This window comes from Lentilactobacillus otakiensis DSM 19908 = JCM 15040, assembly GCF_001434145.1.
Lineage (GTDB): Bacteria > Bacillota > Bacilli > Lactobacillales > Lactobacillaceae > Lentilactobacillus > Lentilactobacillus otakiensis.
Map to the genome: position 1 here is coordinate 366,548 of NZ_AZED01000011.1, position 16,775 is coordinate 383,322.

The window sequence follows — 16,775 nt, forward strand, 5'->3', positions numbered from 1 at the left end:
CCACCTTCTTATAAGACGGATTTCTTGTTAAGTGCGGTGTAGATGGCTTCTTCCATCGATTCCGGCTTGGTAATTGGCGCATATCGATGAATCAGCTTGCCATCTTTGCCAATCAGGAACTTGGTGTAATTCCATTTGATTTTGCCATGGCCGGATTCTTCTTTAAGATGGGCAAATAACGGATCCTCGTTATCCCCGTTCACCGCAACCCGCTTGGTCATCGGGAAGGTCACACCGTAGTGAATCCGGCAGTAATCATCAGCTTCTTCATCAGTAGCTAATTCTTGATGAAACTGATTTGAAGGCAGGCCGAGAATCACTAAACCCTCATCATGATACTTCTTATATAATTCTTCCAGGCCTTCCAGTTGAGGTGCAAGGCCGCATTTGCTGGCAGTGTTTACAATTATGACGACCTTGTCCTTGAACTCGCTTAAGTCAATGGTCTTGCCGCTCATTTCAGTTTCTTGATAATCATAAATTGTCTTCATTACTAGTCACCCATTTTCTGTATTTATGTTAAGTGTAAACTAAAAGGTCCAAAAACAAAACTGGTTTTGTTTTTGGACCTTCATGAGTGATTATTTGGCAACATACATCCCTTTTAAATTAAATGACAATCCAGCACTGTTATATACAATACCCTTGATCTTTGATTTTCTCATTTGTGGAATGGTAGCTTGATACAGTGGTGCAACTCCTTGGTCTGACATAATGACTCTTGAAGCGTCAATCATATCTTGCCAACGTTTTTGTGGATCTGTTGCATCTGTTGAAGCGGATTTTTTGACTAACTTATCATAGCTCTTGTTTGTCCAGCCGCCTTCGTTAAAGGTATTGTTCGACTGTAATACTTGCAAGAATGTATATGGATCAGAATAGTCGGCACCCCAGTTTGAGACGAAGAAATCAAATTGGTGATGAGTTTGCCGCTGAATCAGTGATTTCAGAGGTACTGATGAAACATCAATCTTCAAATTTGGTAAGATCTTTTCAAGTTGGCCTTGAACATATGCGGCAGAATGTTTTGCAGCAGTACTATCACCGCATAGCACCTCCAAGTGCAGTGACTTTTTATTCAATTCTTTCAAAGCTTGTTTATACTTTGCTTTGGCCTTTGTTGGGTTGTACTCCAAACCTTTATTACCCTGTTTAGCTTCCTTAGTAAAGTCCTCTCCGGTCTTTGGATTATTTGCCAACCCTTGCGTCACAAACCCTTGTGCCGGTGCAGATCCATCTGCCAGAACGTTCTTAGTGAATGATTGACGATCCATGGCGTATGAAAATGCCTGACGTAAAGCCTTATTCTTAAATGATGGTCGAGTTCTCTGGTTAAATTCCAAATAGAAAATTCGTGAATCTTTCAAAAGGTGCATATCTTTGTTGTTTAATTCATTCTTAACTTGTGTTCCCGATAACGTAGCAACGTCTAACTGGTTTCCTTGATACATGTTGTACATCGTTGAAGGATCTTTAACGACTTGATCATTAATCTTTTCAAGGTAGACGTGTTTCTTATCCCAATAATTTTTGTTGGCTGTTAATGTCCACTTTTCATTTGTTCCAGTCCAGCCCTTCATCTTAAATGGACCGTCGTACACCATTTTAGAAGCGGATGTTCCATATGCCTTTCCATACTTTTCAACCGCCTTTTGATTTTGTGGGAAGAATAACGGAAATGCCATTAGCAGTTTGAAGTATGGAATCGGTCGCTCGAGTGTAACCTGCAGCTGATGATCTCCGAGAGCCTTCACACCAAGCGCACTCGGCTTAGCTTTGTTAACTTGAATCTTATTGGCGTTCTTAATCCCATCAAAAATATAGCCATATTGTGATGCGGTTTTAGGATTAATGGTCCGCTTCCAGCTATATTCAAAATCATGGGCAGTTACAGGGTCACCATTGCTCCACTTGGCATTCTTTCGAAGATTGAATGTATAAACCTTTCCGTTTGACGATTCACTCATCTTAGTCGCAATTCCTGGCAACAACTTATGGTTCTTTCCCAATCGGAACAGACCTTCATTCGTATTCCCAACCATTGTAATGTCGATTGGCTGAGTCAATTTGGAAGGATCCAAAGTCGTTAGATCTTCAGTTTCAGACCAGTTAACGACTTGTTTAGTAGCCATGTTTGACTTCAAATTTCCTGAGTTCTCTGCCGACTCCTTTTTACCACAACCTGCCAATAGTAAAACGATGGCTGCACAGCCACCAATGAAATACTCAACTTTTCTCATTTCGAACCTCCATGCGAGTTCCCTCATTGTATAAAAATTCATCTCATTTGATAATTCAAGCATAAAGGGAGATAGATGGTGTGTCAATATCAAATAATAACAATATTGGTGTTTGATGAGAGAATTAAAGGATTAAATTGACTGAGACTTCACAATATTATATATTACAATTATGAAAAGACGGTTCGACCGTTCGCTAAGGCTTTAGCTCGTCTATTGCAGTGGTTATCGAATTGAGAAGGTCCCGACACAGTATAATGCTGAGTCGGGTTTTTCTTTTTTATCAAATATTCACACATATTAAACAAAAAAGCAGCCATGAATTAATAATCCACAGCTGCTAAAACAAACTATTCAAACTGAGCTTCATAAAGCTGCTTGTAATATCCGTCCTCATTCATCAACTCAGCATGCGTCCCGCGCTCAACAATCTTACCGTCATCCACCACCAAAATCTGATCGGCGTTGTGAATGGTCGACAATCGATGGGCAATGACCAGTGAAGTTCGTTGCTCCATCAAGTTCTCCAGCGCATGCTGAATCGTCTTTTCGGACTCATTATCCAGTGAGGCGGTGGCTTCATCAAGGACCACAATCTGGGCATCCTTCAGCAACGCTCGGGCAATCGCAATCCGCTGCTTTTGACCACCTGACAAACGAATTCCTCGTTCGCCAACTTGGGTCTTCATCTGATTGGGCAACCCTTTAATAAAATCATCAATGTCAGCCAACTTGGCAACTTCCCAAAGTTGGTCTTCAGTGGCACCAGGCGTCCCGTAACGGATATTATCTGAAATGGTCCCATCAATAATGAAGATATCCTGCGAGACAATTGCGATATTCTGCCTCAACGACTTCAACTTGATATGGTTGATGGGAATGCCATCAAAGTAAATCTGACCGCTATTAACGTCGTACAAGCGATCCAGCAAATCAGTAATCGTTGATTTACCGGCACCAGAGTGGCCTACCAGGGCAGTCGTTTTGCCAAACGGAATATCAAATGTGACATCCTGAATAGCTGATTTATGCGGTGATTGTGGCTCATCGGATGCGTATGAAAACGTAACGTGATCGAATTTAACCCCAGACTTGATCTGCGGAAATGCAACAGCGCCTTTTTCATCAACAATAGACGGTTTTAAGCCCATGATGCTGACAATCCGGCCATATGAAACCAGTGACTGCTGGAATTGATTGAGCAATCTTGAAAACGCACTAATTGGACTTTGTAAAATGCCGACATAGCTCAAATAAGCGACCAATTGTCCAACTGTCAGCTGATTTTTGAAAACGAACAGAGTTCCGAGGAACAACACAATCGCCGTTCCAAGGTACTCAATAAAAGTCACAAGTGGCGAGAAAATCGCTTGGTTCTTGGTAGCTTCAATAATATTATCTTTGTTCATGTTGGCCAATTTATCAAAGCGACTTGATTCCAAGTCTTCAGTGGTATAACTCTTGATTAACTGGATTTGGGTCAAGGTGTTTTGGAGCTGATTGGTCATCAATGCTTGGGATTGGCGGGCTTTGCGATAGGATTCCCGAATTCGGGTTCTAAAAATACGCACAACCAGGAAAATCAGTGGGAAGGTTAAACTCACAGCCAACGCCATTTCCCAATTGACAAAGAAGACAAAGCCCAGAACCCCGATAAACGTGAAAATACTGCCAATCAACGACAGCATGTTTGGCGAAATGAGGTTCTGCAGGTTGTTAATATCAGACGTCAACCGAACCATCAAATCCCCCGTCTTGCTGGACTCAAAGAAGTGAGTGTCCAGTCGAATCAGGTATTGATAGAGTTGGTTTCGCAGATTGGTAATGGCACCTTGACTCATAACCCCCATGTAATAGGTGGAAACATAAGTAAAAATGCCGGAAATTGTCACTGTCAGCAGCAATAATCCCACAACAATTACCAGCTGAGCAGTGCTTTTATTTGGAATAACGTGATCAATAATGTATTGGTTGAATTGTGGTAATAAAAAATCCATCAACGACAAAACTGTGAGAACAACGACGTTCACAATTAGGATCCACGGCCGTTTGAGGACCGTTCCAAAGACAAATTTGAACATCCCCATCATGGTGACCCCACCCTGAACTTCCTCGTTGTCATGACTTGGTGCCTGCTTCATATGCCCACCCCCGGTAACTTGTCGAATTCCTTATGACGGTATATTTAACCACGAATAAGCAGGTGTGGTCAACGGATTAGCTCGAACTGAATGGTTGTAATTACTAATCATGACATTTATAATGTAATTACAAGTAAAGACATTAGAGGTGATTGAATTGGAAACTCAAACCCGCAAACAAGGCAACTCAATTATGTTAACAGTTCCCAGCAAATTTAATATCGGCCCAGGTGTAACTGTGAAACCAAAGTTGACCCCTGATGGGATTTTTTATGAATTTGTCAAAGACGACGATGATTTTTTCAACTTTGATGAAGACATTTTAAAGGATATCGTCAAAGATAAAGTTCCAGAAGATCAAGTTCCGAAAGAATTTACAAAACGCAAAAAAGCTTTGAGTGGCGCATGGAAAAAATTAGTTAAAGATGCCAAGGGCTCCTCTCACATCACAACCAGAGAGGAGTTTGAGAAGGAAGTTGGCCTATGACATTCAAAAATTCAAAAAAATAAACAAACAGGCTCCCAGATAAGATTTCGCACTTAATTCTCTGGGAGCCTGATTGTTTATTTTTAACTCTTCAACAATAATTTTTATCTAACCAATCTTAGTCTTCTCCAGCAACAAGTCCGCCAACTCATCAGCCGAAACATCCCCAAGATTAGCCTTAATATCAACCTTACTCAAAGCATCGACCAAAGCATCTTTACTGAGATCAACGCCATTCAATGCCTTTTCAATAACGGAAATATCACCGCCAGTGATGAAGTCACCATAGATTTTAATATCAGAAATCTGATTATCACTCAGCGAATAATTGAAGCTAATCGTTCCGATGTCGTAATGCTTAGAAACATAGTAATCGAAACCAGGGTTCTTCCCATAGTTCCACTCATCAGTATCGTATTTACCCTTCAACCGTTCGTCGATGATAGACCAGTCGTGGTCGTTTAGATGATAGGTCTCAATATCGTCCAATGATTTGGCATTAAACAGTCTGAGCAATAATGCCTTCTTAAAGCCTTCAATATCCAACTTCTGGAATTCTGGTTTTAAGAATGGCTTAACGTTAGTGACTCGGCTTTCAACTGACTTGACGCCCTTAGATTCCAATTTATCTTTCTCAGGTGTCAGCACCTTAGTGGCGACATCCATTGCCAAATCAAACATTAGCGTCCCGCCGGCAGCGTATGATTGGCCAACCTTGAACATCGTCATGCCAGAAAACTTCTGGTTGCCGATGACCATATCATTACGCCCACGCATTTCAGCATCTGTGGCACCCATGTCATGCAATGCATCAATAATCGGTTGCGCAAAGTATTTGAAATCACCAAAGTGCTCGTCGTCATTAATCACAATATTTTCAAAAATAATATTGCCATAATCGTGATAAACCGCACCACCACCTGAAGTCCGGCGAACTAATTTGATGCCCTTTTCTTTCAAATAAGGCATATTCACTTCGGCATAGGCATTCTGATTAACCCCGACAATCACTGCCGGTTGGTTAACATACATAATTAATCCGTGACCAGGAAGCTTCAAATCATTGACCAAATAGTTATCCAACGACTGATTCACAATCGGATCATAGACAGGCTTGCCATTTCTTGACGTATCAATAAAAAACATAGATGAACCTTCTTTCATATCCGTTAGTTCTGGAACCGTTACCATCATGATAGAACGAAAGACTATGAATGTATATACCATTGCACATTTTTTCAGGGGGGGTAGAATACATACAATTGTAAGGAGATGATTTCAATGACCATGCAGCAACTCCGCGACCGAATGATCCACTATCTAACAATTACCGTTCCGTTCTGTGGATTAATCATCTCGATCCTTGGTGTATGCTACTTCATGTGGTGGAGCGGCGACCATTCCACTGGGGCGTTAATTTATAGTCTCATTCCAGTCGCAATGGGTGTCCTGATTTCAATTCCTGGTTGGTTTTGGAAACGTGAAGCGCAAAAAAATGATAACGACAAAAAATAAAGCATTGACCTCAAACTTGGTCAATGCTTTTTACTACTTAAATTCCGGATCGTTCCCGCCATGCACTTTCGCGGTAAACGACTTCACAGTAATCTTAATAATCCCAACATACTCAATTGTCTTCTCAGGCACATCAAAGTCACTCAATTTCTGACCAGTTTCGTGTGCCAAAACGACTTGGAGGGCATGCTTCTTGACCGCTGGATCATCAACCAATTCTGCATCCCCATACCCCATCACACTGCGATAGGCAAAGCTTGGCGTATTTTGCTTGGGATCCTTTGGCACCATCAGTTGACCACCGTCATCAATCGCAAAGCCCATCCGACCATCTTTTTTGATCAATTCACGCTTGGTGCCGACTGGTGCGCCGTGAATGTATAAAGTTAATTGGTTATCATCATCGAACTCGTAGCCGAAGTTGGTTGGCACTACATAAGGATAATCATCGGTTCTAAACCCACTATGAATTACGTGAGAATCTTTTAAAATTTGCTTGATTTCATTAATGTTGGTTACTTCTCGGTCTTTTCTCCGCATACGATCAGCTCCTCTTATTTGCTTTAAGTATAGCCATTTTGACGGATTCCGTACATAGACATTTTCCCGCCACCGAAAATTTTCAAACCAATTCGTTGCACACAATTTGTTTACAGGTTACGCTTTGAGTAGTTCAAGTGTAATCGTTTTCCGAGCAACTTAATGGGAGGAATATTTTATGGCAAATTATGATTATGACGTCTTATATATTGGTAGCGGTCACGGCACCTTTGACGGAGCCATTCCGCTGGCAGCGCGCGGCAAAAAGGTCGGCGTTATCGAATCCGGTTTAATCGGCGGCACCTGTCCCAACCGTGGCTGTAACGCCAAAATTACGTTGGATGCCCCAGTTGCATTAACTCGTTTAACTGAGAAAATGCAGGGGATCGTCAACGGCGACCTGGCAATCAACTGGACCGCCAACGAAAAACACAAGCAGGAAGTTATCGAAGGCTTACCTGACATGATCGGTGGCTTGATGAAGTCTGTTAACATCGATATCATCAAGGGTCACGGCACTTTCCAAGATGCGCACACGGTCGTTGTTGACGGTGACGCAAAAACAGCCGAAAACATTGTCATTTCAACCGGTCAGCATCCACACCGTTTGGACATCCCTGGTACTGAGCTCGCTCATGATAGTGCCGATTTCATGAATCTTACTCATTTGCCAGCCAACATCACGATCATCGGCGCCGGCTACATCAGCATGGAGTTTGCGACAATCGCTAACGCTGCTGGTGCTAAAGTCACCGTTATCACACATGGCGACAAGATTCTGAGAAAATTCTACCAACCATACGTTGATCAAATTGTCGCTGACTTGAAATCTCGTGGCGTTGACTTTATCAGCAATGCCAAAGTCACCAGTTTTGAAGAAGACGGCAGTAATTTCATCGTTAACTACGATGGTGGCCAAGTAAAGACGAACTGGATTTTGGACGCCACCGGCCGAGTACCAAACGTTGACGATGTCGGCTTGGATAAAGTCGGTGTTGATTATAGCGAAAAAGGCATCAAAGTAAACGATCACCTGAAAACCAACATCGATAACATTTATGCTTCAGGTGATGTGATCGACAAGGATCAACCCAAGCTCACCCCAACGGCGATCTTTGAATCGACTTACTTAATGCATACTTTCGCAGGGGACACCACTGATCCAATCGACTACCCAGAGATTCCATCGGTTGTCTTTACGTCACCTAGAATTGCGAAGGTCGGTGTTTCGGTTGAAGACGCTAAGAAGAACGGTTTGAATACCAAAGAAAATCATTTGCCGAATGACTGGTACCGCCAAGTTACCAAGGAAGAAATTGGTGACAACACACTGGTTTACGATAAGCAAAACCATTTGGTTGGCGCTACAGAAATCAGTGATCAGGCAGAGGATGCCATCAATGCTTTACTGCCAGCCATTGTGTTCAAGTTTGAACCCGCCCAGCTGGAACGATTAGTAACATTGTTCCCAACGATTGCGGCGGATGCGTGGGGTCAGATTTAGAGTGTGACGAGCAACGGTTTGACACGGAGAGCTAAGGTCGCTTTGATTTAAATCCCGCATTTGGATTTGAATCAAAGTGGCTTAGATCTCCGTGTCAGTTGCGTCGGAACACGTTTCGGCTATAGAGGAGAAGACCTCAATCAAATATCCTGTTCCAAATAAAACCACTAAATTAAAAAATGATCATACAAAAAAGTCCGCCCACTCGGCGGACTTTTTACATCTATTAATTATCCTAAGAATAATCCAACTCAAAATCCCGACTATCAAAATAATCAAATCGCGAGTTAAACAAATAATTGCTGGCAATCCCCAACGCAATTGGAATCACGAAGAACAGCAAGGTTACCAACCCAATATTCAATAAGTTAGCAGCGCCATAGCCGTTAACTGCAGCAATTGGACCAATCAGCCCGGCAAAACCAAACCCAGCGGACATTGGTGTGCCGGCCACTCCGAACAAAGCACCCAGTCCGCCCATAATGCCGGCATTTAACGTAACTGGAACGATGAGCTTTGGTCTGGATAAAATATTTGCCATCTGCATTTTCGGTGACCCCAAAAAGTGGGCCAACGAGGTGCCAACTGAGTTCACTCGCCAGCCATAAATGGCTAAAGCAAAACTGGCGGCGACGATTCCTAAATTGGCTGATCCGGCAGCCACACCATTAATCCCAATCGCAGCTGCAATCCCAACTGATGAGATCGGTGACACAATTAGAACGGCAAATACCATTCCGATCAAGACGCCCATCACAATCGGCTGCAGCTGTGTGAGCTGTTCAATTCCCATCCCGATCAGCTGAGTCAATTGACCAACTGGTTTCAAGGTGAGGACTCCAATACCACCAGCGATGATTAACACCAGTAATGGAATCAACAAGATGGTATAAGCTTTCAAAGTTTGGCCAAGCAAAGCAATGATCAGGTACCCGATCATAATGGTGATGGCGATATTAATCACGTCACCACTGCCAGCGACAGTGTATGTCGCACCCCTCAGCTGAAAGTTACCAGCACCGGCAATCGCAGCCAATGCCAGTGATGACGTTTGAATCGGTGAAAATCCCGCCATCATGCCAACACAGACGGCACTGATTGGCGCCATCAAGACAGCCGCCATGCCAGTCAAAGTCAGAAAGAAAGCAGCCTGTGGAAACACCGGAAGCAAAGCCTTTAATAATTGATTAAGCAAGGCGCCAGGGACAAGTGCGACAATGATCCCAATCGACAGCCCGTTTAGTGTATTCATGATGAGGTCACGGCCACTCAGCCGTGTTGATGATTCCGCTGTTAGATTCATATTATTCTCCTACTTCGTGGGGACTCTTTTGACCATTTAAAATGGTGACAACATCGTTCAAGGCAATTTCAACCATGTTCCGAACGGCAACTTCAGTGTAGAAACCAATGTGGGGTGTCACGTTGACATTTGGCATTGCCAATAACTTCTTCAAGTTATCGTTATCAATTTGTTTGCCAGTCAAATCCTGGCCAACGATGGTGTTTTCACCTTCAAAAGTATCGATGGCCGCCGCAGAAATTTCCTGATTTTCAAGAGCAGCAACTAATGCGCCCGTGTCGACAACCTGGCCTCGTGAACAGTTGATGAAAATTGCAGATGGCTTCATCTTTTTGAAGACGTCGGCGTTAATCATCTGGTTGGTTTCATCCGTCAACGGGGTATGCATCGTCACGATATCAGCCGTTTTGAAAACTGTATCATGATCAACATAAGTCAAAGTATCGTTCAACTCTGGTCGATGAATCGGATCGGCCGCAATGACTGTGGCACCCAGCGCTCTGAAAATCCGGGCAACGGCGCTACCGATTTTACCAGCACCGATAATTCCAACAGTCAATGTATGAATTTCTCGGGCTTCAACACCCTTCCAACTGAAATCGCCATGCTTTTCGCGTTCGCCAACTTCACCAATATGTCTGAGCAAGCCCATGACGTCGGCTAATACCAATTCACTCACTGAACGTGGTGAATAAGCTGGTACATTGGTGACAATCAAGTCATTTTTCTTAGCTTGATCCAAGTCAACAATTTCAAAACCAGTGATCCGCAAGGTGAGTTGCTTGATCCCAAATGAATGGAGCTTTTCGTAAATTACTGGGTCTGAAATTGGTCCGTGTTGCTGGATCACGATGCCATCATATCCTTTGGCAAGGTCCACAGTGTCAGCGCTCAGTGGTACCGAGTTGGTATCCACTTGAACACCATTTTTCTTAACCCAGCCATCCAGTGGCTTTTGTTCATCTGGTCGGACATTGTACATTAAAATTTTCAAAATAATTCAAGCTCCCTTTTATTTGACTGATTGTTTATCGACGTATTTTTGAATGCGACTAACTGCTTCTTGGATATTTTCTTCGCTGGCAGCGTAACTGATCCGGACATATCCTTCACCGCCTGGCAGGAAGTATGAGCCTGGAATTAAGGCTACTTTAGCTTCTTTGGCCAGGTCGTAGCAGAATTCCTCACTATTTTGGTTCAAACCAGCTGGAATTTTGGCGAAGACGTAGAACGCGCCATTGGGGTTCGGACAGCTGAAACCGGCCTTTTCCAACCCAGCTACCAGGATGTCGCGACGTTTCATATATTCGGCCTTCATTGGTAACGCATCGTCCATACCATTCTTGAAGGCCTCTTCAGCGGCGGCCTGGGCGTTGGTGGTGAGTGATGTAATTGTAAATTCACTCACCTTGGCGATTTCATTAATAATATCTTCAGGGCCGCAGATCATACCGACTCTCCAGCCAGTCATGGCGTGTGATTTGGAAACCCCGTTCATAACTAAGGTTTGTTCTGGCAGAATCGACCCCATCGAAACGTGGGTGCCGTCATAGGTTAACTCACTGTATATTTCATCACTCAAACAAATAATGTCGTGTTTTGAAATCACGTCAGCCAACTTCTGTAGGTCATCCTTATGGTATGTAACACCGGTTGGGTTGTTAGGAAAGTTCAGAATGACTGCTTTGACAGTGTCCTTGTTGGCATCAATCGCAGCGGATAATTTTTCTGGTGAGAGAACAAAGCCATTATCAGAGGTGTCTACGAAAATCGGCTTGGCACCGGCCAGCATCAAAATCGGCACGTACAACGGGAAGATTGGCGTTGGCACGATAACTGTATCACCAGGGTTGATCATGGCCGTCAGTGCAGCGTAAATCGCACCAGTGGCCCCTGCAGTCATGATGACCTGTTTGTCAGGATCGTAATTCAAGCCGTACTTGGCATTCAGGAAATGGGCGGCTGCTTGGCGCAAACCTTCAGTTCCTCTCGAGTTGGTGTAGTGACTTTCATTGTCATCAATGGCTTTGATGGCTGCCTGCTTAACGTGCTCTGGCGTGTTAAAGTCCGGTTCACCCAAAGTTAGTTTGACGATATCTGGAATCGCCGAAATCTTCTGGTTGAAAGTCAAAATTGCTGCTGGGGTTAAAGCTGCCACCCGTTTGTTCATTCTGTCTGATAATTTACTCATTGTGTTCTCCTCCTAAAAAATATGGGTCCCCAAAGTCAACGGACTGACTGTGAGGACCCACCATAGGTATAATCCCGCACAGTCAACTCAGTGATCTGTGCGGCCTTTAAATTGCATTACGAAATGCTTTTGGCTTATCCACAGATCACACTCGGAAAAACCAAAAGTAATATCGACAACTATTCATTTGGATGTTTGAATTATTTTTCATAATTAAAAACTCCTTAGAATATGTTAAACATATGATAACGTTTTTAATCTTGTGAATCAAGGGGAATTTTATGCGTGCTTGGTGCCAAGGTGAAATGCGGCTGCCCCAAAGGTGAATTGGCGATAGCTAACATCAGTGAGGCCGGCGTTTTGAAACATCTCAACTAATTTTGCGGCCGACACAAATTCTGCCGTGGTTCGCTGTAAATATGAATATTCCTGATATTTATTGACTGTCAGCTTTGCCATAATTGGCACCAAATTGAAATAGGCCCGCCAACCCAATTTGATAATTGGGTTAGTCGGCTTTGAAGTTTCTAAGCAGGCAACCCGCCCCTGATCGTGGATGACTCTGGTCATTTCGTGTAACACTTGATCCGCATCCGGAACGTTGCGGAGCCCAAAACCAATCGTTGCCAGGTCAAACTGATTGTCATCGTAAGGCAAATGCATTGCATCCCCCTTCACCAACGTCACCCGATCACGTAACCCGGCAGCAGCCACTTTCTTCTCGGCGATCTTCAGCATTTCTTCACTGAAATCCAAGCCAATCACCTGACCGGATGGGCCAACGGCTCTTGCCAGAGCAATCGTCCAGTCACCGGTCCCGCAACAAACATCAATCGCAAAGCTGCCGGGTTGAACATTAAGCTGTTTCATGACCAATTTTCGCCAATGCTTGTGGTTCCCCAAACTAATCAACGAGTTCATGCCGTCATAGTTATCAGCGATTTGATCAAATAGCGATTCAACTTTTGTTTCCGGGGTTTTATTTGTCAGGCTCATTTTCCTGCTCCTTTGTTATAATTAGTGTATGTTTTTGAAATTATTTAAATTTTGGAGGTCAAGATGAGTTTATCAACTTTTACTGAGCTAGTCGAGCTGAGAGCCAAAGCAGCCAGCATTTTCCCGTTCTTCACGGGATTATTCTTCAGCTGGTACGTGCTGGGATCGGCAAATGGCTTATACGCTGCGCTCTTTTTTATTGCCATGCTATTATTCAACATGACCGTGGACACATTGGATAACTATAACGATTATATGCACTCCAGCGCAGATGAGTGGAAGACCGGCACCAACATTATCGGCCGCGAGAACATCTCGCTGAACCTGATTCGCACGTTAATTGTCGGGATGGTGGTGCCATCCGCATTGATTGGCATTTACCTGGTCTTCCAAGTTGGCTTGCCATTACTATGGATGGGCTTGATTTGCTTTGCCATCGGAATTATGTATTCTTCAGGTCCACATCCAATTTCCAGTACACCATATGGTGAGGTTGCTTCGGGATTTGCGATGGGTGTCATGATCACCCTGATCTCGGTCTACGTAAATTCTTATCAGATGTTTACTTGGAATGCATCCCTGTTGGGACAAATTTTGCTAGCATCGTCGCCGCTGTTCTTCTGGATCGCCAACATTATGCTCGCTAATAACATTTGTGATGCCCAGGAAGATGAAGTTAACCACCGTTGGACAATTGTCCATTACATCGGTGTCAAAAATGCCCTATTGATGTTCAACGCTGCCAATGTCCTGGCAGTTCTCCTGGTATTCTACGCCATGTACGGCGGCGTGTTCCCGCTGGCACTGTTCTCAATCTTATTGGCAGTGCCACTGATCATCAAGGAATCATTGATCTTTAACCACGAACAGATTAAAACGAAAACCTTTGTCTGCGCCGTTCAAATCATGATTTTTGGCTCATTAAGTTTGTGTGTTGGCTTCCTTGGATACTGGATTTACACGCTGATTATGCATTAGTTAAATAACTGATCGCTGTCTTTGTTAAATCGGGCGCCAACAAAAATGATCAATAACGAGACAATGACCATTTGAAGGGCCGGAAAATAGATAAGGACAACAATCGACGCAATAATCTGAAGACCGACCCATTTCCAATTACTCATAAATCGATAAATGACCATTGACCGAATGCTCTGAGCAGCTTCTGGCCGATGGCCTTTTTCGTTAGCCTTCACCAGCATGAGAGAGAGGATGAAATAGGCCATCGACCAAAGCATATAGACCAAAAAGTAAAAGGTCTCGGGTCCCTGTTGGTTCAATCCTTTGCCGACCCAAGCCGTTGCCACCGGCAAAAATGACGTTGCAAACATCCAAAAGTTGTTTGCCCAGTAAACATTTCGACTGATCCACCTGGTCTTCGAAAACATATAGTGATGGTTGTACCAGGCCACCCCGATAAATAAATACCCAATTGCATACGAAATTAAATAAGGGACCTGATCCAAAATTGCACTGATCGCAAATGATTCCGGCGTTTTAAATTCCAAAATCATAATCGTTAAAATAATTGCTAGTACAGCATCCGTGAACGCTTCGACTCGTCCTTTGTTCATGAGCTCACCCCTCACACTATTTACTCATAATATACAGCAAATATCCTCTCCAAGTTCATAAATAGACTACTATCTGATTAACCACTTGGCCAAATAATAGCCCAGCTTTTGTGCAGTCCGGGTGGTGGGGTGAATTTTATGATCCTGTAAAGTCATCGTCCGATTGGCTGCAGTTATGACGCCTGGAGCAATCCGATCAAAGTCCACAACGGTTGCCCCAAGGCTTTTGTAAATTGCCGCTTCAACTCGTCTTAATTGATTAAGCGTATAACCGTACATATTCGGCAAGTTACCGCAATTTTGACCATAGTTCCCAAATCTGGATATTGGCAGGATTCCATATACCTTTGCCTTGGGATTTGCTTTTCGTATATATCTAATCTCTTGATATAAATGCCGAGAAACGTTCGTCAAGCTGCCGGCTCCTGACCAGTTGGTATAATCATTGGTGCCAGCGTGAACGAAAATGATGTTCATGGACTTAATTCTCTTTCGATTATGTTTAAGCACAACACTTATATCTCTAGGCACAATTTTATTGTACTTTCCACCAACATATCGATACTCATGGCCAACAATTTGAGCATTGGGAACAGCTTCATTTTGCAGCTTGGGTTGGGATCCCAAATACTTTCGCGTCCAGTCTGGATACGAATCGTTGAGGTAAAAGTGATAGCCATCCCAGCCTGAGGGAATGGAGTCACCAAAGACGCCAATCCGTTTATGGACAAATCGTTTTCCAGCTGCTGGTAAAGCAATTTTAAATGACTTGCAGGCAATCCCTTTAACCTGTGAATGAAATACCCAATATGTATATTTATTATTGGCACTACGAAGTTGAAATGCGGATTTCTTTTTCCCGTTAACAGTCAATTTGGCAAGCCGTTCTCGATACCAGACAGTTCTTAAATAGTGTTTGGCAGGGATATAGTGCTTAAAACTAACACCTGTATACAGCTTGGCATGTTTTTTAACTGCATACGCATGAGAATGGATCCGCGAAATGCTTTGAACCTTGATATTATTTACATGTTTAGCGTAAGTATCGCTTGGATTGAACAAAAAATCAGCCGTGCCAGCGAAAATTAGCACAGCAAAAAAAGTCATGAATCTTCTTAGCAACTGCATTTTCCCCCTCAGAAATATAACAGAATATTGATTTGTTAATCATTACGTATAAAGCATAGTTTCATTATAATATAGTTGTCCCAAAAAGATCACAAAAAAATTGTGAGAAATTATATTCTCACAATTTTTAATACGATATACATCTATGAATGGATATTTCTAAATATTCTATGTGTTGGAGCCTATTCTGTGGCGAAATCTTTCGCCTTTGATTCTTCAAACTTCTCTTTAATAATGTTGGCACAGTTTTGCAGCTTCTTGAGTTCCTCATCTGTTAAGTCAAGTTGGAGTTGTTGGACAATCCCGTCACGCCCAACGATTGCCGGGTATGAAAGGTATGAATCGAGTTCCTCACGATAATTGGAAACTGGTAATTCAGTTCTCGCATCATTTAACACGACATTGGCTAGGCGAACTGCCGCACTGGCAATCGCATAGTTAGTGTACCCTTTGCCACGGAAGACGACGAAGCCGCCCATACGGGCATCTTCATCAATTTTATCGAGATCAAGGCCTTCTTTATCAGCTAAATCAGTAATCGGTTTGCCTAAGACGCGAACCGTAGACCAAGCAGTAAACTGTGAATTCCCATGTTCACCTAAGTTGTAACCTGAAACAGAACGGGGATCGATGTTTAATTTCTTCGCAACGGCTCGTTTCATTCGTGATGAATCCAGCAAGGTACCAGTTCCGATGACGTGCTTTTTTGGTAAGCCGGTCACCGCCTGGTAAATTGACGTGATCGCGTCAACTGGGTTAGTAATCACGATCAAAATGCCATTAAACCCGGAATCCTTAATCTTACCAGCAACTGAAGCAGCAGCCTTCTGAGTAAATGGATACTCAACGAAACGATCATTGCTGGGATTGTCGCGTTGCAGCTGAAGCTTACCGATTGCAGAGATAATGATGTCTGCATCAGCTAATTCACTATAATCATTCACCACGATATTTGTATGTGTCGGCAAGTTAGCCATGGCATCTTCAAAATCTAACGCATCGGCTTTAACCTTTTTCTCATTTACGTCAATCAAAACTAAATCATCCGCAAAGCCGCCAGATACTATGTAATGAGCCACCGTTGAGCCAACACTACCCATTCCAATAACACCAATTTTTCTTGTCATTCAATCACCTCAAAAATTTTTAATGACAA

Annotated in this window: 16 protein-coding genes; 4 read left to right on the top strand and 12 right to left on the bottom strand. The window is 43.1% G+C overall.

Annotated elements, in window-relative coordinates; genetic code table 11:
- Positions 1-8 precede the first annotated feature (8 nt).
- The 3 genes from FD05_RS05450 to FD05_RS05460 form a co-directional block, all read right to left on the bottom strand.
- Complete coding sequence (locus tag FD05_RS05450; protein ID WP_020280607.1) at positions 9-491, bottom strand: glutathione peroxidase; 483 nt, start codon at positions 489-491, stop codon at positions 9-11.
- 90 nt (positions 492-581) lie between these two features.
- Entirely contained in the window at positions 582-2,240 is a 1,659-nt protein-coding gene (locus FD05_RS05455) for a peptide ABC transporter substrate-binding protein (RefSeq protein WP_020280606.1), read from the bottom strand.
- A gap of 350 nt (positions 2,241-2,590) precedes the next feature.
- On the bottom strand, positions 2,591-4,381 hold the full coding sequence (locus tag FD05_RS05460) for an ABC transporter ATP-binding protein (RefSeq protein ID WP_020280605.1): 1,791 nt from the start codon (positions 4,379-4,381) through the stop codon (positions 2,591-2,593).
- Positions 4,382-4,529: 148 nt separating this feature from the next.
- Here FD05_RS05460 and FD05_RS05465 point away from each other — a divergent pair, with 148 nt between their 5' ends.
- Complete coding sequence (locus FD05_RS05465) at positions 4,530-4,868, top strand: hypothetical protein (RefSeq protein WP_020280604.1); 339 nt, start codon at positions 4,530-4,532, stop codon at positions 4,866-4,868.
- 108 nt (positions 4,869-4,976) lie between these two features.
- On the opposite strand, the gene FD05_RS05470 is transcribed toward FD05_RS05465, so the two are convergent.
- Positions 4,977-6,014, bottom strand: a complete 1,038-nt coding sequence (locus FD05_RS05470; protein ID WP_020280603.1) for a lipoate--protein ligase — start codon at positions 6,012-6,014, stop codon at positions 4,977-4,979.
- 135 nt (positions 6,015-6,149) lie between these two features.
- On the opposite strand from FD05_RS05470, the gene FD05_RS05475 reads away from it, so the two are divergent.
- Positions 6,150-6,383, top strand: coding sequence for a hypothetical protein (locus FD05_RS05475; protein WP_020280602.1), 234 nt, complete (start codon positions 6,150-6,152; stop codon positions 6,381-6,383).
- A gap of 33 nt (positions 6,384-6,416) precedes the next feature.
- On the opposite strand, the gene FD05_RS05480 is transcribed toward FD05_RS05475, so the two are convergent.
- Positions 6,417-6,923, bottom strand: a complete 507-nt coding sequence (locus FD05_RS05480) for a pyridoxamine 5'-phosphate oxidase family protein (RefSeq protein ID WP_020280601.1) — start codon at positions 6,921-6,923, stop codon at positions 6,417-6,419.
- 178 nt (positions 6,924-7,101) lie between these two features.
- Between FD05_RS05480 and FD05_RS05485 the strand changes: the two genes are divergently transcribed.
- Complete coding sequence (locus FD05_RS05485; protein WP_020280600.1) at positions 7,102-8,427, top strand: dihydrolipoyl dehydrogenase family protein; 1,326 nt, start codon at positions 7,102-7,104, stop codon at positions 8,425-8,427.
- Positions 8,428-8,662: 235 nt separating this feature from the next.
- Here FD05_RS05485 and FD05_RS05490 read toward each other — a convergent pair whose 3' ends face one another.
- The 4 genes from FD05_RS05490 to FD05_RS05505 all read right to left on the bottom strand — a co-directional run bounded on the left by FD05_RS05490 (position 8,663) and on the right by FD05_RS05505 (position 12,917).
- Complete coding sequence (locus FD05_RS05490; protein WP_020280599.1) at positions 8,663-9,730, bottom strand: PTS sugar transporter subunit IIC; 1,068 nt, start codon at positions 9,728-9,730, stop codon at positions 8,663-8,665.
- A 1-nt stretch (position 9,731) separates the two neighbouring features.
- On the bottom strand, positions 9,732-10,727 hold the full coding sequence (locus FD05_RS05495; RefSeq protein WP_191980519.1) for a D-2-hydroxyacid dehydrogenase: 996 nt from the start codon (positions 10,725-10,727) through the stop codon (positions 9,732-9,734).
- A gap of 15 nt (positions 10,728-10,742) precedes the next feature.
- Positions 10,743-11,921, bottom strand: coding sequence for an aminotransferase class I/II-fold pyridoxal phosphate-dependent enzyme (locus tag FD05_RS05500; RefSeq protein ID WP_020280597.1), 1,179 nt, complete (start codon positions 11,919-11,921; stop codon positions 10,743-10,745).
- A gap of 279 nt (positions 11,922-12,200) precedes the next feature.
- Complete coding sequence (locus FD05_RS05505; RefSeq protein WP_020280596.1) at positions 12,201-12,917, bottom strand: demethylmenaquinone methyltransferase; 717 nt, start codon at positions 12,915-12,917, stop codon at positions 12,201-12,203.
- A gap of 63 nt (positions 12,918-12,980) precedes the next feature.
- Here FD05_RS05505 and FD05_RS05510 point away from each other — a divergent pair, with 63 nt between their 5' ends.
- A complete protein-coding gene (locus FD05_RS05510) occupies positions 12,981-13,895 on the top strand; it encodes a 1,4-dihydroxy-2-naphthoate polyprenyltransferase (protein ID WP_020280595.1) in 915 nt (304 codons plus the stop codon).
- Here the strand turns inward: FD05_RS05510 and FD05_RS05515 are convergent.
- The 3 genes from FD05_RS05515 to FD05_RS05525 all read right to left on the bottom strand — a co-directional run bounded on the left by FD05_RS05515 (position 13,892) and on the right by FD05_RS05525 (position 16,746).
- Positions 13,892-14,491: a TMEM175 family protein gene (locus FD05_RS05515; protein ID WP_020280594.1), complete on the bottom strand. Its 600-nt coding sequence runs from the start codon at positions 14,489-14,491 to the stop codon at positions 13,892-13,894. The genes FD05_RS05510 and FD05_RS05515 overlap by 4 nt on opposite strands.
- 69 nt (positions 14,492-14,560) lie before the next feature.
- Complete coding sequence (locus FD05_RS05520; protein WP_020280593.1) at positions 14,561-15,619, bottom strand: SGNH/GDSL hydrolase family protein; 1,059 nt, start codon at positions 15,617-15,619, stop codon at positions 14,561-14,563.
- Positions 15,620-15,801: 182 nt separating this feature from the next.
- Positions 15,802-16,746 carry an L-lactate dehydrogenase gene (locus FD05_RS05525; RefSeq protein ID WP_020280592.1) on the bottom strand — a complete coding sequence of 315 codons (945 nt, stop codon included), beginning with the start codon at positions 16,744-16,746 and terminating at the stop codon, positions 15,802-15,804.
- Between the last annotated feature and the right edge of the window lie 29 nt (positions 16,747-16,775).